Origin of the sequence: Aeromonas sp. S5(2024) (assembly GCF_041403025.1) — a bacterium.
In the GTDB taxonomy this organism is placed as follows: domain Bacteria; phylum Pseudomonadota; class Gammaproteobacteria; order Enterobacterales; family Aeromonadaceae; genus Aeromonas; species Aeromonas hydrophila.
Map to the genome: position 1 here is coordinate 1 of NZ_JBGLRI010000010.1, position 20155 is coordinate 20155.

The following is a 20155-nucleotide window of genomic DNA, read 5'->3' on the forward strand; positions in this document are numbered from 1 at the left end:
GTAATCAGGTAATCAGGTAATCAGGTAATCAGGTAATCAGGTAATCAGGTAATCAGGTAATCAGGTAATCAGGTAATCAGGTAATCAGGTAATCAGGTAATCAGGTAATCAGGTAATCATTTTAACCCATTAGACTTGGGGGGAAGCTGATATATCTGCTCTTGCCACCATCCAGTGTGGCCTTTATTTTAATTCACCGGATGCCAGTCATATATGTTCACCACAGAATAAAGCTTCGTCGAGAAGCAGTAGCCAATAGTGATGAACAAGATTGGATATATATCGCCTAATATGGGCCAGACCATATATTTTCTATCACGGTCATATATAAAATTTTATTTGTGACTGATATCCCACACTTTTTTATGGCGATTGATTTCTCAAAGTGGGGTGTTATCATCTAAACATAGAGTAAAGGGCAAACCGGTCGAAAGGTCGGGACGCAAAGCCACCGGTCTAAGGGTTCATAACCTAAGACAGCGGAGCTGCCATCTGAGAAGAGCGATGTCATCAGCTGTATCTGTGTCATTCTCTTTGATTGCGTTGCCCTTTTCGTACAACGACATGTGACGAAAAGGACATAAAAATGAACACTTCCACCGCTTCCGTTCGCAACAGCGCCATCCGTTTCGCTTCTTCTGCCGCCGCAGCCATGCTGCTGGGTGCTGCCTTGCTGCCTGCCACTGCCTCCGCCGCCGATGGCTCCGTCACCTTCACCGGTACCATCTACGAAGCTCCCTGCGACTTTGCCGACAACAGCGTGACCTGCTATTCCGGCACTCAACGCCAGACCCTGGATCTGGCCAGCCTGCAGCAAGCCGGCAGCCTCAATACCATCAGCAGCACCATGCAGTACAAGCTGTCTGCCGGCAGCAGCAACATGGCCATCGTCACCGTCAGCTACCTCTGATCGGGTCGCTCCTGCCATCTGCCCGAGGTTGTTCATTACCTCGGGCGGCTCTGTTCGCCTTTTGCAGAATGAGCCCCGATAGGCTGCCATCATTAATCACTGCTCTTCATCCACCAATCCCCCTCCCGTTTTTCTCGGCTGCCATCCCGACTGCCACCCAGCGGCTTCTCGCTACGATACTCACTGCGACACTCGGCTTTCTCCTCAGGCACCCTGCTTGATCCCCAGCTTGCTACTGTCGCATTCCCGCTTGACAAAAGAACCTCAAACGAGACTTTGATCACAGTTGCCGGCCTCAGACTGAGATCCCCCCCAGATGGCAGATGAGTCCTTGCTATCAACCGGGCCCCCAATGGGGCTCACTTTGTTTTGATTTAATCTAAATAAATGATTTATATGGCCTGATTGGTGGGTTGATATCCCTTTGGGGCTGACTAGATTGCACGCGTCAATCACGCAGACAATCAAGCAAAGGGATAACAATGAACAATCTGGGTACCAGGTTGCTGCTGCTGGCAGCACCGGGCCTGTTTGCCACTTCGGCGCTGGCCAACTACTCCCCCTCCGACTGGCAACAGTATCAACTCAAAGGTGAATCCAGCCGTCAGCTGGGGGATCGTCTCACCGAAGTGACCTACGAGCTGAGCGCCCGCAGTAGCGGCGCCCCCTATCAGCAGCTGAGGGTGTATCGCCGCTTCGACTGGAGCGATGCCAACCTGGCCGCGCTGGCAGAGCAGCAGTGCGGCGAGCCGCAGCTCAAGATCGAGCAGGGCTGGCAGATCCGCTACCTCAGCTGTGAAGAGGTGGTGCCGGCCGGCAAGGCCGTCCCTGCCAGCAGCTATGACTTTGGCTACGGCATGAAGCAGGGCCGCTGGGAGCCACTGGCAGGCACCCCGACCGCGCCGCGTCAGGATCGTCTCCCGCTGGCTGAGCGGGTCATCCTGGGTCACAGTGAGCAGGAACTGGATCGCTGCGAACTCAACGCCGAAGGTCGCTGCGCCGAACAGGCATGGCAGTACCAGCCGCAAAACTGGCAGCAATTGAAGGTGCTGGAAGAGACCCCCAATGAACGGGATGGCCGCCTCGAGCAGATCTTCTTCCGCCTGCAGCCCATCGCGGGCAGCCAGGCCGCCAAGCAGGTGAGCGAGCTGCACGTCTGGCGCCAGTACACCTGGTTGCTGGAACAGGCCAAGACCCAGCAGGAGTGCGATGAACCCCAGACCCGTCAGGAAGGGGACAAGACCATCAGCTACCGGGTGTGCCGCCAGACCCTGCCCGCCGGCAGCGAAGTGCAGGTGGTCTTGAAGGACACCGGCTATCAATACCCGGTGGGGGGCAGCGAATGGCAGACCCTGCCGGAAACAACCGAGTGGCAGGAGAGCCGGGTGCTCAACCGTCCCATCGTGCTGGCCAGCAAGGAAGAGCAACTCGACTGTCGCCGTGCCGACGGCCGCGCCTGTTCCGAGCCGGATCTGCCGGGCACCGAGCTGCTGGACGCCGAAGCGGCCAAGATAGTGCAGGATGCCAGTGGCCAGCCCGCACCAGTCTGGCAGGAGAACTATGGTCACGATGACACCAAGCTGCTGGCCGTGTCGCGCGGCATCCAGAGCCTGCTGGCGGCCAATCAGCCGGCCCATCCGGCCATGAAGCTGCTGCTGGAATATGTGCGTGCCCACAACTACCACAACTACGGCAAGCACAAGGAAGACGGCCCGGCCGCCGCCGAGGCGCTGGCCGAGGCGTTGACGGCGCTGGGCGCCCATCCGCTGCTCTTCCCGGAGCAGGCCAGCGACGAGGTTGGTGCGGTCATGGGTGCCTGGAGCATCGCCCTGCACGGCCAGTTCAAGAGCCCGGCAGTGCAGAGCCGCTTTGGCACCCTGCTCGGCGAGTTCAACCAGATGCTGGCCTATAGCACCCGCCATGCCAGCGAGATCAACGGTCAGCACGCCTGGGCGACCGGCCTGTTCGATCTGCTCAACTTCCTCGACTTCGCCAGCGACTACAGCGATCCCTTCGCCAATGACTTCCGCCAGCAGGATGGCGAGCTGCGCAAGCAGCTGCACGCCCTCGGCATGAGCGAGCTCGCGTTGTGGAAGGGACGGGATGGCGCCGATCTGTTCCTGCTCAACAACGTGCTGGATGCCTACACCCGCCTCTACCGGGTCGCCCGCTACACCCGTCCGGACGAGCTCGACGGCTACCGCAAGCTGCTGGATGACTCCGTCATCGCACTGGTTCGCCACCACGACCTGATCCCCGGTGGCCAGCAGAGCCAGGATCTGCTGGAAGACATGTCACTGACCCTCTCCACCTACTACCTGACCTACACGGACCGCACCAGCGAAGCCTGCATCAGCGGTGACTTTGCCGGGCTCTGCACCCCCGTCCGGGTGGAGGACGTGCTGCCGTTCGAGCACACCTGCTCGCCGACCCTGCGCCTGCGGGCCCAGGATCTGACCATGGATCAGGCCGAAGGGATCTGCCGTGAACTGGGTGCCGAAGAGCAGCAGTTCCACCAGCAGATGGAAACCGGCTGGCAGCCGGTAGCGGATGATCACAACGAGGCGCTGGAACTGGTGGTCTTCAACTCCTCCGCCGACTGGAAACGCTACGGCAGTGCCCTGTTCGGCGGCGTCTCCACCGACAACGGCGGCATCTACCTCGAAGGGGATCCGGCTCGCCCCGGCAACCAGGCCCGCTTCTTTGCCTACGAGGCGGAGTGGAAGCGCCCAGCGTTCCAGGTGTGGAACCTGCGCCACGAGTACGTGCACTACCTGGACGGCCGCTTCAACCAGTACGGCAGCTTCGGCCATTACCCGCTCAACCGCACCACCTGGTGGTCGGAAGGGCTGGCGGAGTTCGTCGCCCACGGCCAGTGCTTCGCCCGCGGTCTGGACAACGTCGCCGGCCGCCCGGCCAGCGATCGTCCGGCCCTGGCCGACATCCTGCATCTGGATTACGACAAGGGCGGCGAGATGGTCTACTCCTGGTCCTACACGGTGCACCGCTTCCTCAACGAAACCGGCCGCGGCGCCAGCTGGCTGGCCATGGCCCAAGCCCTGCGCAACCCGGATCAGCAGCAGGCCATGAGCGCCTTCGAAGCCGAGCTGGACCAGCTGATTGCCAATGACAGCGAGGCATACCAGCAGTGGCTCGGCCGCGAGCTGCTGCCCTGGTGGGAAGCCAACAAGGACTCCGACGAGTGCAAGGCCAACGACTCCTCCCACTGAGGACGAGACGGCTATGACAAGGGGCGGCCATGGCCGCCCCTGCTTATGAACGATTTTAATCGGCTCAGGATCAAGCAGTTAGCCGACCTCTCCCTGCGACAACCTCTGCCCGAGTGACGTCTTCGGCGGTCATCAAGCCTGACGTACGGCGGCAACTTGTAATAGAATGACCCTCTGTCACCTCTTACTTCAGACCCGAACCGCACCGCGCATGAAGAAGTTTGCCAAGATCCTGCTCGCCTGCCTCTGCCTGTTGCTGGCCTCCGTCGCCACACTGCTGGGCTACAGCGAGTGGACCGTCTCGGACGCCCGTCACTACACCTACGACGACGTCAATGCGGTGCCCTACAACCGGGTCGCCCTGGTGCTCGGCACCTCCAAGTACCTGATTGGCGGCAGCCCGAACCACTACTTCAAATACCGGATCAAGGCCGCCGCCGAGCTCTACAACAACGGCAAGGTGGACTACATCCTGGTCTCCGGCGACAACGCCACCGTACAGTACAACGAGCCGCGCCAGATGCGGCGGGCCCTGATCCAGGCCGGCATCCCGGCTAACGCCATCTACAGCGACTACGCCGGCTTTCGGACCCTGGACTCCATCGTGCGGGCCAAGGAGGTGTTCGGTCAGGCCCACTTCACCGTGGTCTCGCAGGCCTTTCACAACGAGCGCGCCATCTTCATCGCCCGCCATTTCGGCATCGAGGCGGTCGGCTTCAACGCCGTGGATCCCAGCGCCTATCAGGGCATCAAGACCCGGGTGCGCGAGGTGTTCGCCCGCCTGATGGGGCTGCTCGACCTCTATGTGCTGGACAAGGGTCCCAAGTTCCTCGGCGAGCCCATCGTCATCGGCGGCCCGGTCCCCTGCCAGGCGTTGAGCACCATAGGGGCGAGCCAGCCCTGCCTGCCCATTGCGCCGCCCCCTCATAAGCCGAAGGCCAAGTCGGCAGCGGCAGTGAGCGCGGCAACCAGCAGTGCCCCGGCCACCAGCGCCGCCGTGCCGAGCGAAGTCACCGCTGCGGACAAGCCAGCCATCACCAGTGCAGCAACACCAACCAGCGGTGCCCAGACCACCAGCGCCGCCGTGCCAAATGAGGCAACGCCCGTGGATAACCCGGCTGCCGCCAGTGCGGCGCCACCAACCAGCAGCGCGCCGCCCCCTCAATAGCAGAGACCCGCCAACAGGCGGGTCTCTTTCATTGGGCTCGGTATTTCCAGCGATCAGGCCAGCGCCGCCACGTAACGCCGTGCCACCTCGTTCCAGTCGATCACCTTGTAAAACGCGGCTATGTAGTCGGGACGCTTGTTCTGGTACTTGAGGTAGTAGGCGTGTTCCCACACATCCAGCCCCAAAATGGGCACCAGCCCATCCTGCAGGGGGCTGTCCTGATTGGCGCTGCTCACTACCTGCAGCTTGCCGCTCCGATCGACCACCAGCCAGGCCCAGCCGCTGCCAAAACGGCTCAGCGCCGCCTGGGTAAAGGCCTGCTTGAAGGCCTCCAGTCCGCCCAGATCCCTCTCGATCGCTGCAGCCAGCTCGCCGGCCGGCTCGCCACCACCCTGCGGACTCATCACCTGCCAGAACAGGCTGTGGTTGGCGTGACCGCCGCCGTGATTGCGCACGGCGCCCTGTACCTTGGCAGGCAGGCTGTCGAAGCGGGCAAGCAGCTCCTCCACCGGCAGCGCCGCCAGCTCGGGGAGATCGGCCAGGGCGGCATTGAGGTTGTTGATGTAGGTCTGATGGTGGCGGCTGTGATGGATCTCCATGGTCAGCGCATCGATATGGGGTTCCAGCGCGTCATAGGCATAGGCAAGGGCTGGCAGGGTATGGCTCATGGTCACCTCTGTTTATTGTGATTAATGCAGTTGGCGGGCGGACCCGGTCTGGCACAGGCACTGACCGAGGCAGCGGCGGATGCCGTCGTGGTTGCCGTGTTTGCGCAGGAAGGCGAGCAGCTCGGCATGGGTACTACGGGTGTGGCGCAGGGCCGCATCTCGCAGAGGATCGGGGCTGGCCGGCGACTGGCAGGTAGCGAGCAGGCAGTCGTGGATGTGGCACAGCAGGTCGGCAGCCCGCTCCGGCCGCGCCATGGCGACCAGCAGATCCGCCAGATTGTGGTGGGCCACCACCAGCGCGGCGACCGCCTCGTCCACGTCGGGCCAGCCGGCAAACTGCTGACGGGCCAACCACAGCGCCTGCTGATAGCAGGAGAGCGCCTTGCCGTGTTCACCGGCATCAAAGTGGCGATTGCCGCTCATGGTCTGCACCTTCCAGTGCACCATGCTGCTGTCGCCCTCCTCCGTCCCCACCCATCCTCTTACCCAGCTCGCCGCCATGATCCTCAACACCACAAATGATAATAATTATTATTTAACTTATGTGGGCGGCGAACACAAGGGATAGTTGTGCCGGCACCGCCAACAGCCCTGCCCATATGGGTAGGGCTTTTTTGAATCTGTCTGTTTGGTGATCATTTGCACAGATGCAAACGTCCCGCTCCGTCATGCTGGTCGGTACTGGCATGAGGCCGGTGGTTGCCGCTGTGGCAACCTTATTCACAAGGATGGACAAGATGAAAAAATGGCTATTGGTGCTGCTGTGCGCTCTGCCCATGCTGGGCCAGGCGGCAGGTTATACCCAAACCCGCTACCCCATAGTGCTGGTGCACGGCCTGTTCGGCTTCGACAAGCTGCTCGGGGTCGACTACTTCTACGGCATCCCCCAGGCGCTGACCCGGGATGGCGCCAGGGTCTATGTGGCCCAGGTCTCCGCCACCCAGAGCTCGGAACTGCGCGGCGAGCAGTTGCTCAAGCAGGTGCAGCAGGTGCTCGCCATCACCGGGGCCGACAAGGTGAACCTCATCGGCCACTCCCACGGCGGCCCCACCATTCGCTACGTCGCCTCGGTCGCCCCTGAACTGGTCGCCTCCGCCACCAGCGTGGGCGGGGTCAACTACGGCTCGGAGATCGCCGATCTGGTACGCGCCAACGTGGCACCGGGCTCGGTGGCCGAGAAGCTGGCGGTGGCGGCTGCCTCCGCCCTGTCCGGGGTCGTCTCGCTGCTCTCCGGGGGCAGCCAGCTGCCACAGGATCCCCTCGCCGCCCTCGACGCCCTCACCAGCGCCGGCGCCCAGCGCTTCAACCAGCGCTACCCGGAGGGGCTGCCCAGCCAGTACTGCGGCGAAGGACCCATGCAGGCCGCCAACGGGGTCTACTACTTCTCCTGGAGCGGGCGCGGCACCATGACCAACATCCTGGATCCGGTGGATCCGGCGCTGGCGCTGACCGGCAGCTTCTTCAAGGAGCCCAACGACGGCCTGGTCGGGGTGTGCAGCAGCCACCTCGGCAAGGTGATCGGCACCGACTACCGGATGAACCACCTGGACGAGGTGAACCAGTCGTTCGGCATTCGCCACCTGTTTGAGACCGACCCGGTCAGCCTCTATCGCCAGCACGCCAACCGCCTGCAGAGACTGGGGTTATGAACAAGGCATGGCTGATGGCCGCTCCGCTGGGAGCGGCCCTGCTGCTGGGGGGCTGGCAGCTGTGGCCCGCCCCGAGATCCACCTCGGCCAAGCCCCCGGCGCAAGAGGCCGGACCGAGCTCCCCCCTGACCCGGCAGGCGGCCCCCTCGCCCGACGAGAACTCGCTGCAGGCCCGCTATGAAGCCTTTCTCGCCGCCGAAGGCAGCCTGACGGTGCCGACCGATCCGGGCCTGGCCAGCCTGCAGGTGCTGTTCGACGAGCGTGAGCAGTTGCGCCAGCAGAGCTTCACCCCGGCCGAGCAGGAGCAGCTGTTTGCCGAAGATCGGCTGATGGAGCAGTGGACCCTGCGCCGCAAGGCGCTGGCGGAGGCTGGCGATGCCGACAAGCCGCTGCTGGCGAGCGAGCTCGAGCTCTGGCTGGCGGAGCAGCCCCAGTGGTTTCGGGAGGCGGAGGCCAACAGCCGCCTGCTCGGCGACCTGCAGAGTCTGGAGCGGCTGCCAGCGGCCGAGCGTGACGCCGTGCTGCGCGAGCAGCTGGGGCCGGAGGCGGCGGACCGGCTGCACCAGCTGGCGGAGAGTCAGCAGGGGTTCGAGCAGCAGCTGGCCGGCTATCTGGCCGAACTCAAGCCCCTGCCCGCCGAGCGCCGAGCCGAACAGCAGCCGGAGATCCTGGCGCGCTGGTTCGAGCCCGACCAGTGGCGACGGGTGGAAGCCCTCACCCGGCTCAGGCTGGACGAGTCGTCACCGCAATAAAAAGGGGGCCCATATCTGGGCCCCCTCGCTTTGCTACTACCGTACTTACAGCGGCTTGTTGGCCCCCGGCAGCGGCTGCCAGGTGAGGCGGGTCACCTGGGATGCCTGCACCTCGCACTTGAGGCTCAGATCCTGCCACCCCTTCTCCTGGCGCAGGGAGACTTCCCCCTCGATACCCTCGGCGCGGGTCTTGAGCTTGGCCTGCTCGAAGGTCACCTTGTCCCCCCCGGCAAGTGCCATCAGCTTGCCGTTGCAGAGCCAGTGGGCCAGCTCCGCTCCCTTGAGCTTGACGCCCCCCTTGGCCGCCTTCTGCTCGGCCGGACTCTGGGCAAACAGTTTGCCCAGCTCGGCCGCCCGTTTGGTGAGCCAGACTTCCCGCTGCTGCATGCTCATCTTGCTGACGAACTCGGCGGGCTGCCCCTTGTCGTCCAGCCACTGGGTCAGCTTGCCACTGTCGTCAAAGGCGAACTGGGCGGCGGGCTCTTTCACCCCGAACAGCTTGCCGCCCTTGAAGTAGTAGCGGCTCTCCCCTTCCAGCTTGCCCTGCTCGTTCATGATGGGCACGGCGATGATGACGGGAGCGCCATCCACCCAGGCCTTGATGTCGACGCCATCGTGGCTGAACAGACGGGTATCGAGGGCGCTCTCGGCCCCCTTTTCCATCAGGGAGAACTGCTCGGCGAGGGAGGCCGCCACGGAAGGCAGGGAGCAGAGCCCCAGTCCCAAGCCGAGGCTCAGGGCGATCACGGTATTGCGCATAAGTGTCCTGTGATTGGCCGGTGGGCCAAGGTTAGCTTTCTATCAGCCAGGCCCGCAGCCCCTCCCGGTGGCGATCGCTCAGGGGGATGGACTGGCGGGACTGGTAGTCAAAATGGATCAGGGTGGTTTCGGCGGTCACCGCCAGCTCGTCCCCCTGCCAGGCTTCCTGCCAGAGCGTGAAGGAGCTGGAGCCGATGCGGCGGACCCCGGTTTTGATCAATACCTGCTGGCCGTAGAACAGCTCCCGTTTGAACTGCACCGTGTAGCCCGCGATGATCAGATGCCAGTTGTGCACATCCAGCTCGGGGGAGAAGATGCGAAACAGCGGGTCGCGGGCCGATTCAAACCAGACCGCCGGCACCGTGTTGTTGATGTGGCCGAGGGCATCTGTCTCTTGAAAACGGGGTTGGATCTGCATTTCCAGCATGGATATCGACTCCTTGTCGTTGGACCGCGCTCAGGCTAACGCGGCCCGCCTTTGGACTCAAGCTCCCCCGTCGCATCGCCGGCGCCGACGGCCAGCTCCGGGCGCAGCCAGGCGCTGCGAAAATCGAACCAGCCGAGCGCCGTCATCCGCACCCCGTGCACGCCGACCCGGCTCTCCAGCTCCAGCCAGTGGTGAAACAGCGGCACGAACCAGCCCTGCTGCTGCACGTTTGCCAGCAAGGCGCGCGGCCCCGGCTCCTCGCCGCTGGCACGCCACTGCGTCAGCCCCTGCCACAGACGCTGCTGGCTGCCCCACACCTTGCGCAGCAGCGGGGTGCCCTGCAACCAGGCGTAGGGAGCGAAGGCGTGTTCGTGCTCCAGGTTGAGGGTGCCGAGCCAGAGATCCACGTCCTCGTCCGCCCCGCTCACCCAGCGACCGTAGTCCAGGGTGCGCACCTCGAGCCGGATCCCCTGCTCTGCCAGCAGGCTGCTCATGGCGTTGGCACACTCGTTGAACTCCAGATGCTGGTTGAAGCAGGCCAGCACCAGCTGGCGCGGCAGCTGTTTCGGCGTCGGCAGCGGGGCTGGCTGCGCCTCGCGCCAGTGGGGCAAGAGGCCGAGCGCGCTGGTCCAACCCCGCTGCAGCTCGGGGGCGACCCGCGCCATCAGGGCGATGGGGTTGAGCAGGCCGGCCAGCCACTGGCGCAGGGTAGGATCCTGCAAGGATGCGGCTCTGTCGTCCTGCAGCAGGAAGTAGCAGCCGGATTCCAGCTCGGACTCGCCGCGCATGGTGCCAAGCTCGGGGCTGTCGCGCCCCAGCTGCAGGTGGCTCTCCAGCCGCTCCGCCAGTTCCGGCAGCATCCAGATGTCTATCTCGTCGAGCAGGGCGCGCAGGCCGAAGTAGTCGTCGAATGCCTCGAGGCACAGTTGCAGCGGGTCGTTGGCGGTCACCCGGTAGGGGCCGGTGCCCACCGGCTGCAGGGCAAAGCCCGCCTCCCCCTTGAGCTCGCGCGGCAGGATGGCCGCCACCGGCTCGGCCAGCAGCTGGGGCAGCAGAGGATCAGGGCTGTCGAGATGAAGATCCAGGGTGCGCGGCCAGGGGCTCTCCAGCCGCGCCAGATGGGCGAACAGCGGGCGATCCCGCAAGGCCAGCAAGCTCTCCACCACGTCCTCCACCACCAACTCGCGGCCGTGGTGAAAGCGCACCGCCGGCCTCAGGTAGAAACGCCAGTGGCAGGGGCCCAGACACTCCCAGTGGTGGGCCAGATCCCCCTCGATTTCCCCATTTTCCTCATTTCGCCGGGTCAGGCCGTTGAAGATCTGGCGGCTCAGGTGGATTTCGGAGCGGCGCAGCGGGCCGGTGGGCAGCAGGCGCGGCAGCGGCCGGTAGTAGGGCACCCGCAGGATCTGGCGCCCCTCCCGGGTGGCCTGGCCGAGCTGCTCGATCAGCAGCGGGGTGAGCAGATCGAGGCGATCTTCGGCCAGCCGTACCGCCTGCGCCAGCTGGCCCTGGCTCAGCAGATCCCGCAGCCGGCGCCGGGTCAGGCTCTCCTGGTTGTCGAGCAGGGTGAGCCGGGAGCGCCGCCCCCGCCCGGCCTCCGCCGCCCAGCTGAGCCAACCCTGATCCTCCATGCGGCGCAGCAGCAGGCGGGCGTTGCGCGGGGTGCAGCAGAGCAGATCCGCCACCTCGGCGAGGCTGATCTCCCGCTCGTCACAGCCAAGCTGCTGGGCGAGCCGTTGGAATTGCTGGTAAAGGCGGCTGGTGGGCATAAAAGAGGAAATCCTGTTGCTGAAAGTCATCAGTTTTTACTTCCGCATTTTAGCTCAATACTGCTAGCGAACGTGAGAACCACAGCACAGGAGCACCATCATGAGCCACGCCAACCCCATCAAACCGAACCGGATCCAGCAGATCCTGCGCCGTTACTTCAAGCGGATCCTGCCCAGGCCGCTGACCCTGATCGAGGATCCCATGAGCCAGCTCAACCGCCTGATGCAGTGGGACATGCAGCAGATCGACGATCGGGAGTATCGCCGCCGCCTCTGAGTATTCCCCCTCGCCCGGGTCACGCAACGGAGGACACAGTTCACCAGCAGGCGCAATTGCTTTGCCGGATTGGGTGGTTTACATCGGCGCTGGGCCTGATAGATTGGACGTCTATCCATCTATAACTGCTACCCAGCAACATCCAACAAGGAGTGTGTGATGAAAGATGCGACCCTGGCCCTGCACCACGGCTTTACCAGCGACCCCACCACCAAGGCCGTTGCCGTACCCATCTACCAGACGGTGGCCTACGAGTTCGAGAGCGCCCAGCACGGGGCGGATCTGTTCAATCTGGCGGTACCAGGCAACATCTACACCCGCATCATGAACCCCACCAACGATGTGCTGGAGCAGCGGATGGCCGCGCTGGAAGGGGGCATCGCCGGCCTGGTGGTCTCGGCGGGTTCCGCCGCCATCACCTACGCCATCCAGGCGCTGACCGCCGCTGGCGACAATATCGTCTCCACCCCCCAGCTCTATGGCGGCACCTACACCCTGTTCGCCCACATGCTGCCGAGCTTCGGGGTCGAGGTGCGCTTCGCCAAGGATGACAGCGCCGAGGCCATCGCCGCCCTCATCGACGACAAAACCAAGGCGGTCTACTGCGAGAGCATCGGCAACCCGGCCGGCAACATCGTCGATCTGGCGGCCTTCGCCAAGGTGGCCCACGCCCGCGGCGTGCCGCTCATCGTCGACAACACGGTCGCCACCCCGGTGCTGTGCAAACCCATCGAACACGGCGCCGACATCGTCGTCCACAGCCTGACCAAATATGTCGGCGGCCACGGCAACTCGCTGGGTGGCGTCATCGTCGACTCGGGCAAGTTCCCCTGGGCGGATCACGCCGAGCGCTTCCCCCAGCTGACCAAACCCGAGCCTTCTTATCACGGGGTGGTCTACACCGAGGCCTTTGGCCCGGCCGCCTTCATCGGCCGGGTGCGCACCGTGCCGCTGCGCAATACCGGCGCCGCACTGGCGCCGATGAACGCCTTCCTGCTGCTGCAGGGGCTGGAGACCCTGAGCCTGCGCATGGAGCGCCACGTGGACAACGCCCTGCGGGTGGCCCACCACCTCAAGCACCACCCCAAGGTGGCATGGGTCAGCTACGCCGGTCTGCCGGGTCACCCCCACTACCTGCTGGCGGAGAAATACATGGCTGGCCGCCCCTCGGCCATCCTCTCGTTCGGGCTGAAGGATGGCTACGAGGCCGGCGTGCGCTTCTACGATGCGCTCAAGATCTTCAAGCGGCTGGTCAACATCGGCGATGCCAAGTCGCTGGCCTGCCACCCCGCCTCCACCACCCATCGCCAGTTGAGCGAGGCGGAGCAGGCCAAAGCCGGCGTGAAACCTGAGATGATCCGGCTGTCGGTGGGGATCGAGGCCATCGAGGACATTCTGGCGGATCTGGATCAGGCGCTGGAGGCCTGAGTCAGTCAACGCAGGAGCGGGCATCCAGCCCGCTCTTTTTTGGCCAGCGGTGAACCCGCCACCGCGCTGCTGCGTATCACCGCCTTCCGTCACTGCGTCGAGGTTTCCATGATAGTCCTGCACCACCTGAACAAATCCCGCTCCCAACGCATCATCTGGCTGCTCGAAGAGCTGGGCCTGCCCTATGAGATCAAGGCGTATCAGCGCGATGCCGCCACCTTTCTGGCGCCGCCCGAGCTCAAGGCCATCCACCCCCTCGGCAAGTCGCCGGTCATCGAGTTCGACGGCCGGGTACTGGCGGAATCCGGTGCCATCACCGAGTACCTGATCGCCCGCCATGCCCCAGAACGGCTGGCACCGGCTCAAGATAGCCCCGACTATGCCGAGTACCTGCAGTGGCTCCACTTCGCCGAGAGCTCCGGCATTCTGCCGCTGCTGCTCGACATGTTCGTGCGCAAGGACGGCAGCCCGATGCGCTTCCTGCCGGACTACGCCAAAGCCGAGTGCGCCAAGGTGCTGGGCTACCTCAACGATGTACTGGCAACCCGCCAATATCTGGTGGGGGGTCGCCTCACCGGTGCCGACATCCTGAACTCCTTCCTGGTGGATCTGCTGGCCCAGAGCGGCCAGCTGGCCCAGTTCCCGCATCTGCAGGCCTACTGGCAGCGCCTCAACACTCACCCGGCCCGCCAGAAGGCGGCGGCGCGGGAGCGCGAACTGGACTGCAGCGCCGGATAAACGGCGCTGCCCCGCTGACACCATGCAAAACGCCCCAATGATCGGGGCGTTTTTTTTCTGCTCGTCAGCCAGATGATCAGAGCACGTGAGAAAGGATCCTTGCTTCACCTATTGTCAGGATCGCCCCTTGGCCAAGGGCCTCAGGCCTAGAGGGGGTGAGAGAGGATCCGCGCCACTCTGATTGCCAGGCGCGAGTCCCCTGACTTAAAGCGCGTGGGACAGGATCCTGGCTACCTTGTCCGGATCTATGTCCTGCTGCTCCCCGAGCGCGGTCAGCCCGAAACGCTTGAGGTTGGAGCAGATGCCGGGGATGCAGCTCTCGCTCAGGCCGTAGTCGGCGAGCCGGGTGCCCACCCCCATCTGCTGGAAGAACTGCTCGGTGCGGATAATCGCCTCCTCGATGCGCAGCGCCTTGTCCTCGCGGCTGGAGTGCCATACCCGCTCGGCGAACTGGGCCAGCTTCTCCTGCTTCTGCCCCGATTGTTCCCGCAGCAGCGAGGGCAGCACCACCGCCAGACTCTGGGCATGATCCAGCCCGTGCAGGGCGGTGAGCTGGTGACCGATGGCGTGGGTGGACCAGTCCTGCGGCACGCCGCGACCGATGAGGCCGTTGAGCGCCAGGCTGGCCGCCCACATCAGATTGGCGCGCACCTGATAGTTGGTGGGCTCCGCCAGCGCGCGCGGGCCGTTGTCCACCAGCACCTGCAGCAGCCCTTCCGCCAGCCGGTCCTGCACCTCGCCCCCCACCGGGAAGGTGAGGTACTGCTCGATGATGTGGACGAAGGCATCCACCACCCCGTTGCCTACCTGGCGCGGCGGCAGGCTGTAGGTGGTCGTGGGATCCAGCACCGCAAACACCGGCTGCACCAATGGGTTCATGAAGGAGAGCTTGGCCTCCCCGCGGCTCACCACGGCGGCCGGGTTGCTCTCCGAGCCGGTGGCCGGCAGGGTCAGCACGCAGCCCAGCGGCAGTGCTGCCTTGATGGGGGCCTTGTGCAGCAGGATCTCCCAGGGATCCGCCCCCTCGAAGCAGGCCGCGGCAGCCACGAACTTGCTGCCATCCACCACGGAACCACCGCCGACCGCCAGCAGGAAGTCGATGCGCTCGCGCTTGACCAGGGCTACCGCCTCCATCAGCTGATCGTACTGGGGGTTGGCGCCGATGCCGGGAAACTCCAGCCACTCCCGTCCCGCCAGCGCCTGGGTCAACTGCTCATAGACCCCGTTCTGTTTGATGCTGCCGCCGCCGTAGAGCACCAGCAGGCGGCTGCCGGCCGGGATCAGTTCGGGCAGCTTGGCGATCTGGCCTTCACCGAAACAGACGCGGGTAGGATTGGCATATTGGAAGTTGTACACGGCAGAGCCCTCGGTTGAATGCATGCAAGGGAATTGTGCGCCTGTGGCTCCGGCAGGTCAAAAAACGGGAGCCGGCTATCAGATTGCGCAGCGGGGGGCGGGCCGCCGTAAGGAAGTCGTGCGGCGCCGCCCCTGTTTCCGTGCCGCTCTGCTATGGTCTCTCTGGGAACCGGGTGCGCAACCCTCAGCGCCCAGCTCCCGCCCTCTTCACTCTTTTGCTCATAAGGTCTGACACATGAAACTCAAGCATGCATGGATTGCCGGTTTGCTTTCCCTCTCGACCTGTCTGGCGCAGGCTGCCGAGGTGGCGACCGAAGTCGCCACGGCCCCTGGCAAGGCCAACCTGGTGGAGGCCGTCTCGGCCCAGGCCACGGTCACCGCCATCGATATGGCCAGCCGCAAGGTCAGCCTGAAAAATGCCGCCGGCGAGGCGTTCGACATCGTCGCCGGTGAGCAGGTCACCAACCTGGCCAACCTCAAGGTGGGCGACGTGGTGGCGCTCCGCTACCTGCAGATGCTGGATCTGGAGCTGCTCAAGGGCACTGCCGGGGTGAGAAAACGCATCGTGGAAGTGGCGGCCGGCAAGGCCGAGGCAGGTGAGAAGCCGGGCGCCGGGATCGGCAAAAAGGTCACCCTCTATGGCGACGTCATCGCGGTCGACAAGGGGCAGCAGACCATCACGGTGAAGGGGGTGGATCACACCCTGGTGCTCAAGGTACACAACCCGGCCCAGTTTGCGCTGATCGCCAAGGGCGACCAGATCAAGGCCGTGCAGACCCAGGCGGTGGGGATCGGCATCCTGCCCGAGAAGAAGTAGCGACGGCCTGAGTCGATGCAGCGGCCGGACGCCGTCCGGTCTCCAAGGGAGTGGCAACCGCCCTCCCTTTTTTGCTGCCGTGGTGGCGGCGCAGAGCGGCCCGTGCTGCGCCGCATAGGCAACCCGTTGGTATCCGGACAGGGGCAAGTGATTGCCCCCACCGACCATGGATTGCCGTTCGAGTCATCCCGCCGTTCAGGCGCTCTTGGTCTCTTCCTTGGCGCTGCTCTTCTTGCCGGTGAGGCGGTCCATCGCATCCTGCAACATGGCGTCCCGCTGCTCGTTGAGCGGCTTGCTCTGCTCCGCCCGCTCTTCGGCAGTCAGCTGCTTGTTGTCGGCAATCGTCTTGAGCTTCTCTTCTATCTCGTTGAACTTCTTGCGATCAAAGCCGAGCGCCTTGTCCACCAGCTGCTGCATCACGCCCCCCTTGTCGGAGCCGATGTCGAGCGCCGGCGGCAGCTTGCTGTTCTTGGCCAGGTGTTCATAGGTCAGCGCCTGCTGGGCCTGGCCAGTGATCCGCTGGGAGGAGAGGTTGACCAGATCTTCCCAGCCGCCACCCTGACCGCTGTCGGCACTGCTGAGGGTGGCGAGGGCGCGGTTGTTGGAGGCGCTCTGGGCAAGCTGCTGGCTGTAGGGTTTGATATCCATGGGGGCTCCAGTCTGCATGCCGATCCGGCATGACGAGGTCGCTGATTCGATGGCATGAGGCGCCAGGCCCCATCATTGGCAATAAAACCAGCAAGTTGCAGGCCAACTTGCCAGATTGGTGCAGATCCCGGCTCGCACGGGCTCGCGAGCTGATCCATGGCCATCTCGACGTCAGAATCATGACGCTGCGCTGCCCAATCGGCAGCTTCTGGTGCATATCGCTACCTTCTTCACGCTTTACCAGACAAAGCAAAGGAACGACTCATGGATCACAAAACAAACAACCAGTGAGGCATACAATTTCGGCGCACAAAACGACCAGCAAGCAGTGTTATGGATGAAATGTTTGCGTCATCGACCATGAGCAGCACGATCCCCCGGCAGCGTATCGGCGGCTGATCGCACTGCGGCAGACCTGCATCCCACCGCCTGGCTTTCACTCACAGTTACGCTTCGGGCAATCCCATGAAAAAACACACCTTGAGTCTTCTCTCCGCCACCCTGCTCACCCTGCTTGGCACCAGTGCCGACGCCTGTACCGGCCTCATCGTCGGCAAGGGCGCCAGCGCCGATGGCAGCGTGATGATCGCCAGAAACGAGGATTTTGGCGTCAACAACTGGAACAAGTACCTCGCCTTCCGGCCCGCGCAGCAGAACGAGGGTACAATCTGGAAACTGGGCAACGGGCTGGAAGTGCCGATGCCAAAGGCCTTCTTCGCCTACTCCGCCATTCGTGACTGGGATGCGACGTCCAGCGACCCGGCAGGCAAGTATTACGAGGAGCGCGGCATCAACGAATTCAACGTCGCCATCTCGGCCACCACCAGCGCCGAGGTCAACGACAAGGCCCAGCAAGCCGATCCGCTGATCGAGAAGGGGGTCATCGAGGCCATCATCCCGACCCTGATCCTGCCGCAGGCCAGGACGGCCAAAGAGGGGGTCGCACTGCTCGGCCGCTATGTGGAGCAATATGGCGCCGGGGAAGGCAACAGCCTCTATCTGGCGGATGTGAACGAGGCCTGGCTGATGGAGATCGGCTCCGGCCACCACTGGATTGCGGTGCGGGTGCCGGACGACAGCTACGCCATGGTGGCCAACGGCCTGCGCATCCACGGCGTCAATCTCGACGGTGCCGATGTGCTGCACTCGCCCAAGCTGCTGGAGTTCGTACGTGAACACAAACTGCTGGATAACGCCGACCCGAAAGAGTTCAACTTCGCCAAGGCATTCGGGGTCATCGCCGACCCCTACAACGTGGATCGGGAGTGGCTCGGCCAGAAAATGCTGACTGCCTCCCACAAACAAGCGACCCGGCAGGCGCAATATCCACTCTTTATGAAGCCGGATGCTCCCATCGCCGTGCCGGACGTGGCCAGGCTGCTGAGCGCCACCTATGAGGGCACGCCGCTGGCCGGCAAGGCGGAGCGGCCGATCCGCATCGACAGGCAGCTCGAATCCCACGTCATCCAGCTGCGCAAGGAGATGCCCAAAGAGCTGCAGGGGCTTATCTGGCAGAGCTACGGCGTGCTGGCCGAATCCGTGATGGTGCCGCTCTACAACACGCTGGAGTCCTACCCCCTGCCCTATCGCAGCGGCAGCGACAGCTACTCCGATGACTCCGCCTACTGGCAGTTCCGCAGCCTGACCGCACTGGCCAGCGCCGATCCGGACAAGTACCTGCCGCTGCTGCGCGGCGTCTGGAGCAAGGAGAGCAGCAAGCTCTACCAGGAGGTGGCCCTGCTCGACAAGAGCCTGAAGCAGGCCTATGCCAGCGACAAGGCTACCGCCATCGGGCTGGCCGCCGACTACTCCTATGGCCAGCTGGAGCAGACCTATCAGATGGCCAAAGAGCTGCGCTACAAGCTGATGACGGATCTCACCAAGCGCACCGAGCAGAAGTACTCGCCGGAGGAGTTCAAGAAGATCATGAGCCTGTAAAGAGGCCACCAAAACAGAGAGGCTCCCTTGGGAGCCTCTTTTATTTCGTCAGCTGCAGCCATCAGCGACGGCTGATATTGAGCGGGCCGAAGGTCTGCGCCACCGGCATGATCTCGATGCTGTTGATGTTGACGTGGGCCGGCTGCTGGCTGATCCAGAGCACGGTATTGGCGATGTCTTCCGGCTGGATCGCCTGCACCCCCTGATAGACGGTGGCCGCCTTGGCGTCGTCACCGTGGAAGCGCACGTTGGAGAACTCGGTGCCACCACAAAGACCAGGCTCCACGTTGGTGACGCGGATGGCGGTGCCCGCCAGATCGGCGCGCAGGTTGAGGCTGAACTGCTTCACGAACGCCTTGGTGGCGCCGTAGACGTTGCCGCCCGGATAGGGGTAGGTGCCGGCGATGGAGCCGATGTTGATGACGTGGCCGCGATTGCGCGCCACCATGCCCGGCAGCAGCAGGCGGGTGAGCAGGGTCAGGCCGCTGATGTTGGTGGCGATCATCTGCTCCCAATCTTCCAGATCCGCTTTGTGGGCCGGCTCCAGCCCCAGCGCCAGACCGGCGTTGTTGACCAGCAGATCCACCTCGCGCCACTCGGCCGGCAGCCCGTCGATGGCGGCGCGGGTGGCAGCCTTGTCCTGCACGTCGAACACCAGCGGCAGGAACTGCGCGCCCAGCTCGTCGGCCAGCGCCGCCAGCCGTTCGGCGCGGCGGCCGGTGCCGATCACCCGGTAGCCCGCCTGCACCAGCTGACGGCTGATGGACTCACCAAACCCGGACGAGGCGCCCGTTACCATTGCTATCATCTGAACCTCCATATCTACAGCGCTATTGTTATTTATCTGTTTGAAATCAATCTGATTCATTCATCGCTCAATTCACGTCCGGTCGCCCTGCGCCAGACAAACACCAGCAGGTGGAGCAGCAACAGGCCCGATCCCCCCAGCGCGAACAGCAGGCCGGTGAGGGCGTTGACTGAGGTGTCGGCGCCACACCACCACCAGACCAGCCAGCCGATCAGGCCGATGACGAAGGTCTGGCCGGCGCAGACCGGGCAGCGCCCCAGCTTGGCCTTGATGGCGGTAGCGAGGCAGTTGTCGCAGCTCATCCCCTCTCCTCTCTCAGGCCTGCTTCAGCGCCAGCACCAACCGGTGGGCGTGCTGACCGTGGCCATAATAGTCCGGCAGCTTCTGTCTGGGCCGAAAACCCAGCTCGCGATAGAGGGCCTGCGCCTCTTCATTGGCATCGCCGACTTCCAGCCGGATCGCCCCCCAGCCGGCCTCTTTGCCCTCCTGAATAACCTGCTCCAGCAGGCGGCGGGCCCAGCCTTGCCGGCGGATGGTCCAGCGGATGGCGAGGGTCTGGATGATCAGCCGATCCCAGCCCCTGTGCTCCAGCAGACAGAGGTAGCCCATCAGCTGCTCCTGCTGGTCCAGCACCAGCAGGGTACGCCCCTTGGCGTGGGTCAGCAGATAGTGCCAGCGGCTGCGGCCAAAGGCGACTTCGGGGGGAAAACAGTAGCGTTCCAGCTTAACGATGGCGCCCAGATCATCGGTCCGGGCCGCGCGCACGGTCAACACGGGGAGTCCTTGTTCGGTTATTTATCTTCATCACCAAAA

20 protein-coding genes and 1 riboswitch are annotated in these 20155 nt (G+C 63.9%); of the genes, 10 read left to right on the forward strand and 10 right to left on the reverse strand.

The window, feature by feature from the left end; genetic code table 11:
* Positions 1 to 407: 407 nt before the first annotated feature.
* Positions 408 to 493, forward strand: a riboswitch (cyclic di-GMP riboswitch).
* Positions 494 to 586: 93 nt separating this feature from the next.
* From ACB032_RS17500 to ACB032_RS17510, 3 genes are all read left to right on the forward strand, one after another.
* Positions 587 to 910: a fimbrial protein gene (locus ACB032_RS17500; protein WP_180807545.1), complete on the forward strand. Its 324-nt coding sequence runs from the start codon at positions 587 to 589 to the stop codon at positions 908 to 910.
* Between the two features lie 482 nt (positions 911 to 1392).
* Positions 1393 to 4140 (forward strand): collagenase, encoded by a 2748-nt coding sequence (locus ACB032_RS17505; RefSeq protein ID WP_371138428.1) that lies wholly within the window; start codon positions 1393 to 1395, stop codon positions 4138 to 4140.
* 166 nt (positions 4141 to 4306) lie between these two features.
* On the forward strand, positions 4307 to 5308 hold the full coding sequence (locus ACB032_RS17510) for a vancomycin high temperature exclusion protein (RefSeq protein WP_371138429.1): 1002 nt from the start codon (positions 4307 to 4309) through the stop codon (positions 5306 to 5308).
* 53 nt (positions 5309 to 5361) lie between these two features.
* On the opposite strand, the gene ACB032_RS17515 is transcribed toward ACB032_RS17510, so the two are convergent.
* Both ACB032_RS17515 and ACB032_RS17520 read right to left on the reverse strand, forming a co-directional pair.
* Complete coding sequence (locus ACB032_RS17515; protein ID WP_171280019.1) at positions 5362 to 5976, reverse strand: superoxide dismutase; 615 nt, start codon at positions 5974 to 5976, stop codon at positions 5362 to 5364.
* A gap of 21 nt (positions 5977 to 5997) precedes the next feature.
* Entirely contained in the window at positions 5998 to 6423 is a 426-nt protein-coding gene (locus ACB032_RS17520; protein ID WP_206819965.1) for a hypothetical protein, read from the reverse strand.
* A gap of 290 nt (positions 6424 to 6713) precedes the next feature.
* On the opposite strand from ACB032_RS17520, the gene ACB032_RS17525 reads away from it, so the two are divergent.
* Together ACB032_RS17525 and ACB032_RS17530 are read left to right on the forward strand one after the other, a co-directional pair.
* Positions 6714 to 7625, forward strand: a complete 912-nt coding sequence (locus tag ACB032_RS17525) for a triacylglycerol lipase (protein WP_277988202.1) — start codon at positions 6714 to 6716, stop codon at positions 7623 to 7625.
* Positions 7622 to 8377 carry a lipase secretion chaperone gene (locus tag ACB032_RS17530; protein ID WP_206819253.1) on the forward strand — a complete coding sequence of 252 codons (756 nt, stop codon included), beginning with the start codon at positions 7622 to 7624 and terminating at the stop codon, positions 8375 to 8377. Before ACB032_RS17525 ends, ACB032_RS17530 begins: the two co-directional genes overlap by 4 nt.
* 45 nt (positions 8378 to 8422) lie before the next feature.
* Here ACB032_RS17530 and ACB032_RS17535 read toward each other — a convergent pair whose 3' ends face one another.
* From ACB032_RS17535 to sgrR, 3 genes are read right to left on the reverse strand one after another with little or no spacing between them, the layout of a single operon-like run.
* Complete coding sequence (locus ACB032_RS17535) at positions 8423 to 9136, reverse strand: hypothetical protein (RefSeq protein WP_371138430.1); 714 nt, start codon at positions 9134 to 9136, stop codon at positions 8423 to 8425.
* Between the two features lie 31 nt (positions 9137 to 9167).
* Positions 9168 to 9563, reverse strand: coding sequence for a thioesterase family protein (locus ACB032_RS17540; protein ID WP_011704482.1), 396 nt, complete (start codon positions 9561 to 9563; stop codon positions 9168 to 9170).
* A 35-nt stretch (positions 9564 to 9598) separates the two neighbouring features.
* Positions 9599 to 11332, reverse strand: coding sequence for an HTH-type transcriptional regulator SgrR (gene sgrR / locus ACB032_RS17545; protein ID WP_371138431.1), 1734 nt, complete (start codon positions 11330 to 11332; stop codon positions 9599 to 9601).
* Positions 11333 to 11432: 100 nt separating this feature from the next.
* On the opposite strand from sgrR, the gene ACB032_RS17550 reads away from it, so the two are divergent.
* From ACB032_RS17550 to ACB032_RS17560, 3 genes are all read left to right on the forward strand, one after another.
* Positions 11433 to 11609 carry a hypothetical protein gene (locus ACB032_RS17550; RefSeq protein WP_016349280.1) on the forward strand — a complete coding sequence of 59 codons (177 nt, stop codon included), beginning with the start codon at positions 11433 to 11435 and terminating at the stop codon, positions 11607 to 11609.
* Between the two features lie 159 nt (positions 11610 to 11768).
* Positions 11769 to 13037, forward strand: coding sequence for an O-acetylhomoserine aminocarboxypropyltransferase/cysteine synthase family protein (locus ACB032_RS17555; RefSeq protein ID WP_011704479.1), 1269 nt, complete (start codon positions 11769 to 11771; stop codon positions 13035 to 13037).
* A 108-nt stretch (positions 13038 to 13145) separates the two neighbouring features.
* A complete protein-coding gene (locus ACB032_RS17560; RefSeq protein ID WP_371138501.1) occupies positions 13146 to 13775 on the forward strand; it encodes a glutathione S-transferase family protein in 630 nt (209 codons plus the stop codon).
* Between the two features lie 204 nt (positions 13776 to 13979).
* On the opposite strand, the gene ACB032_RS17565 is transcribed toward ACB032_RS17560, so the two are convergent.
* Positions 13980 to 15155: an iron-containing alcohol dehydrogenase gene (locus tag ACB032_RS17565; RefSeq protein WP_011704477.1), complete on the reverse strand. Its 1176-nt coding sequence runs from the start codon at positions 15153 to 15155 to the stop codon at positions 13980 to 13982.
* A 211-nt stretch (positions 15156 to 15366) separates the two neighbouring features.
* Here ACB032_RS17565 and ACB032_RS17570 point away from each other — a divergent pair, with 211 nt between their 5' ends.
* Positions 15367 to 15948, forward strand: coding sequence for a hypothetical protein (locus ACB032_RS17570; protein ID WP_011704476.1), 582 nt, complete (start codon positions 15367 to 15369; stop codon positions 15946 to 15948).
* Positions 15949 to 16143: 195 nt separating this feature from the next.
* Here ACB032_RS17570 and ACB032_RS17575 read toward each other — a convergent pair whose 3' ends face one another.
* Entirely contained in the window at positions 16144 to 16596 is a 453-nt protein-coding gene (locus ACB032_RS17575; RefSeq protein WP_049046852.1) for a hypothetical protein, read from the reverse strand.
* Positions 16597 to 17061: 465 nt separating this feature from the next.
* Here ACB032_RS17575 and ACB032_RS17580 point away from each other — a divergent pair, with 465 nt between their 5' ends.
* Positions 17062 to 18534, forward strand: coding sequence for a C69 family dipeptidase (locus ACB032_RS17580; RefSeq protein WP_371138432.1), 1473 nt, complete (start codon positions 17062 to 17064; stop codon positions 18532 to 18534).
* Positions 18535 to 18595: 61 nt separating this feature from the next.
* On the opposite strand, the gene ACB032_RS17585 is transcribed toward ACB032_RS17580, so the two are convergent.
* From ACB032_RS17585 to ACB032_RS17595, 3 genes are read right to left on the reverse strand one after another with little or no spacing between them, the layout of a single operon-like run.
* Positions 18596 to 19342 (reverse strand): SDR family oxidoreductase, encoded by a 747-nt coding sequence (locus ACB032_RS17585; RefSeq protein ID WP_139390071.1) that lies wholly within the window; start codon positions 19340 to 19342, stop codon positions 18596 to 18598.
* A 56-nt stretch (positions 19343 to 19398) separates the two neighbouring features.
* Positions 19399 to 19644, reverse strand: coding sequence for a DUF3624 family protein (locus tag ACB032_RS17590; protein ID WP_371138433.1), 246 nt, complete (start codon positions 19642 to 19644; stop codon positions 19399 to 19401).
* 13 nt (positions 19645 to 19657) lie between these two features.
* Positions 19658 to 20116, reverse strand: a complete 459-nt coding sequence (locus ACB032_RS17595) for a GNAT family N-acetyltransferase (protein ID WP_024946079.1) — start codon at positions 20114 to 20116, stop codon at positions 19658 to 19660.
* Between the last annotated feature and the right edge of the window lie 39 nt (positions 20117 to 20155).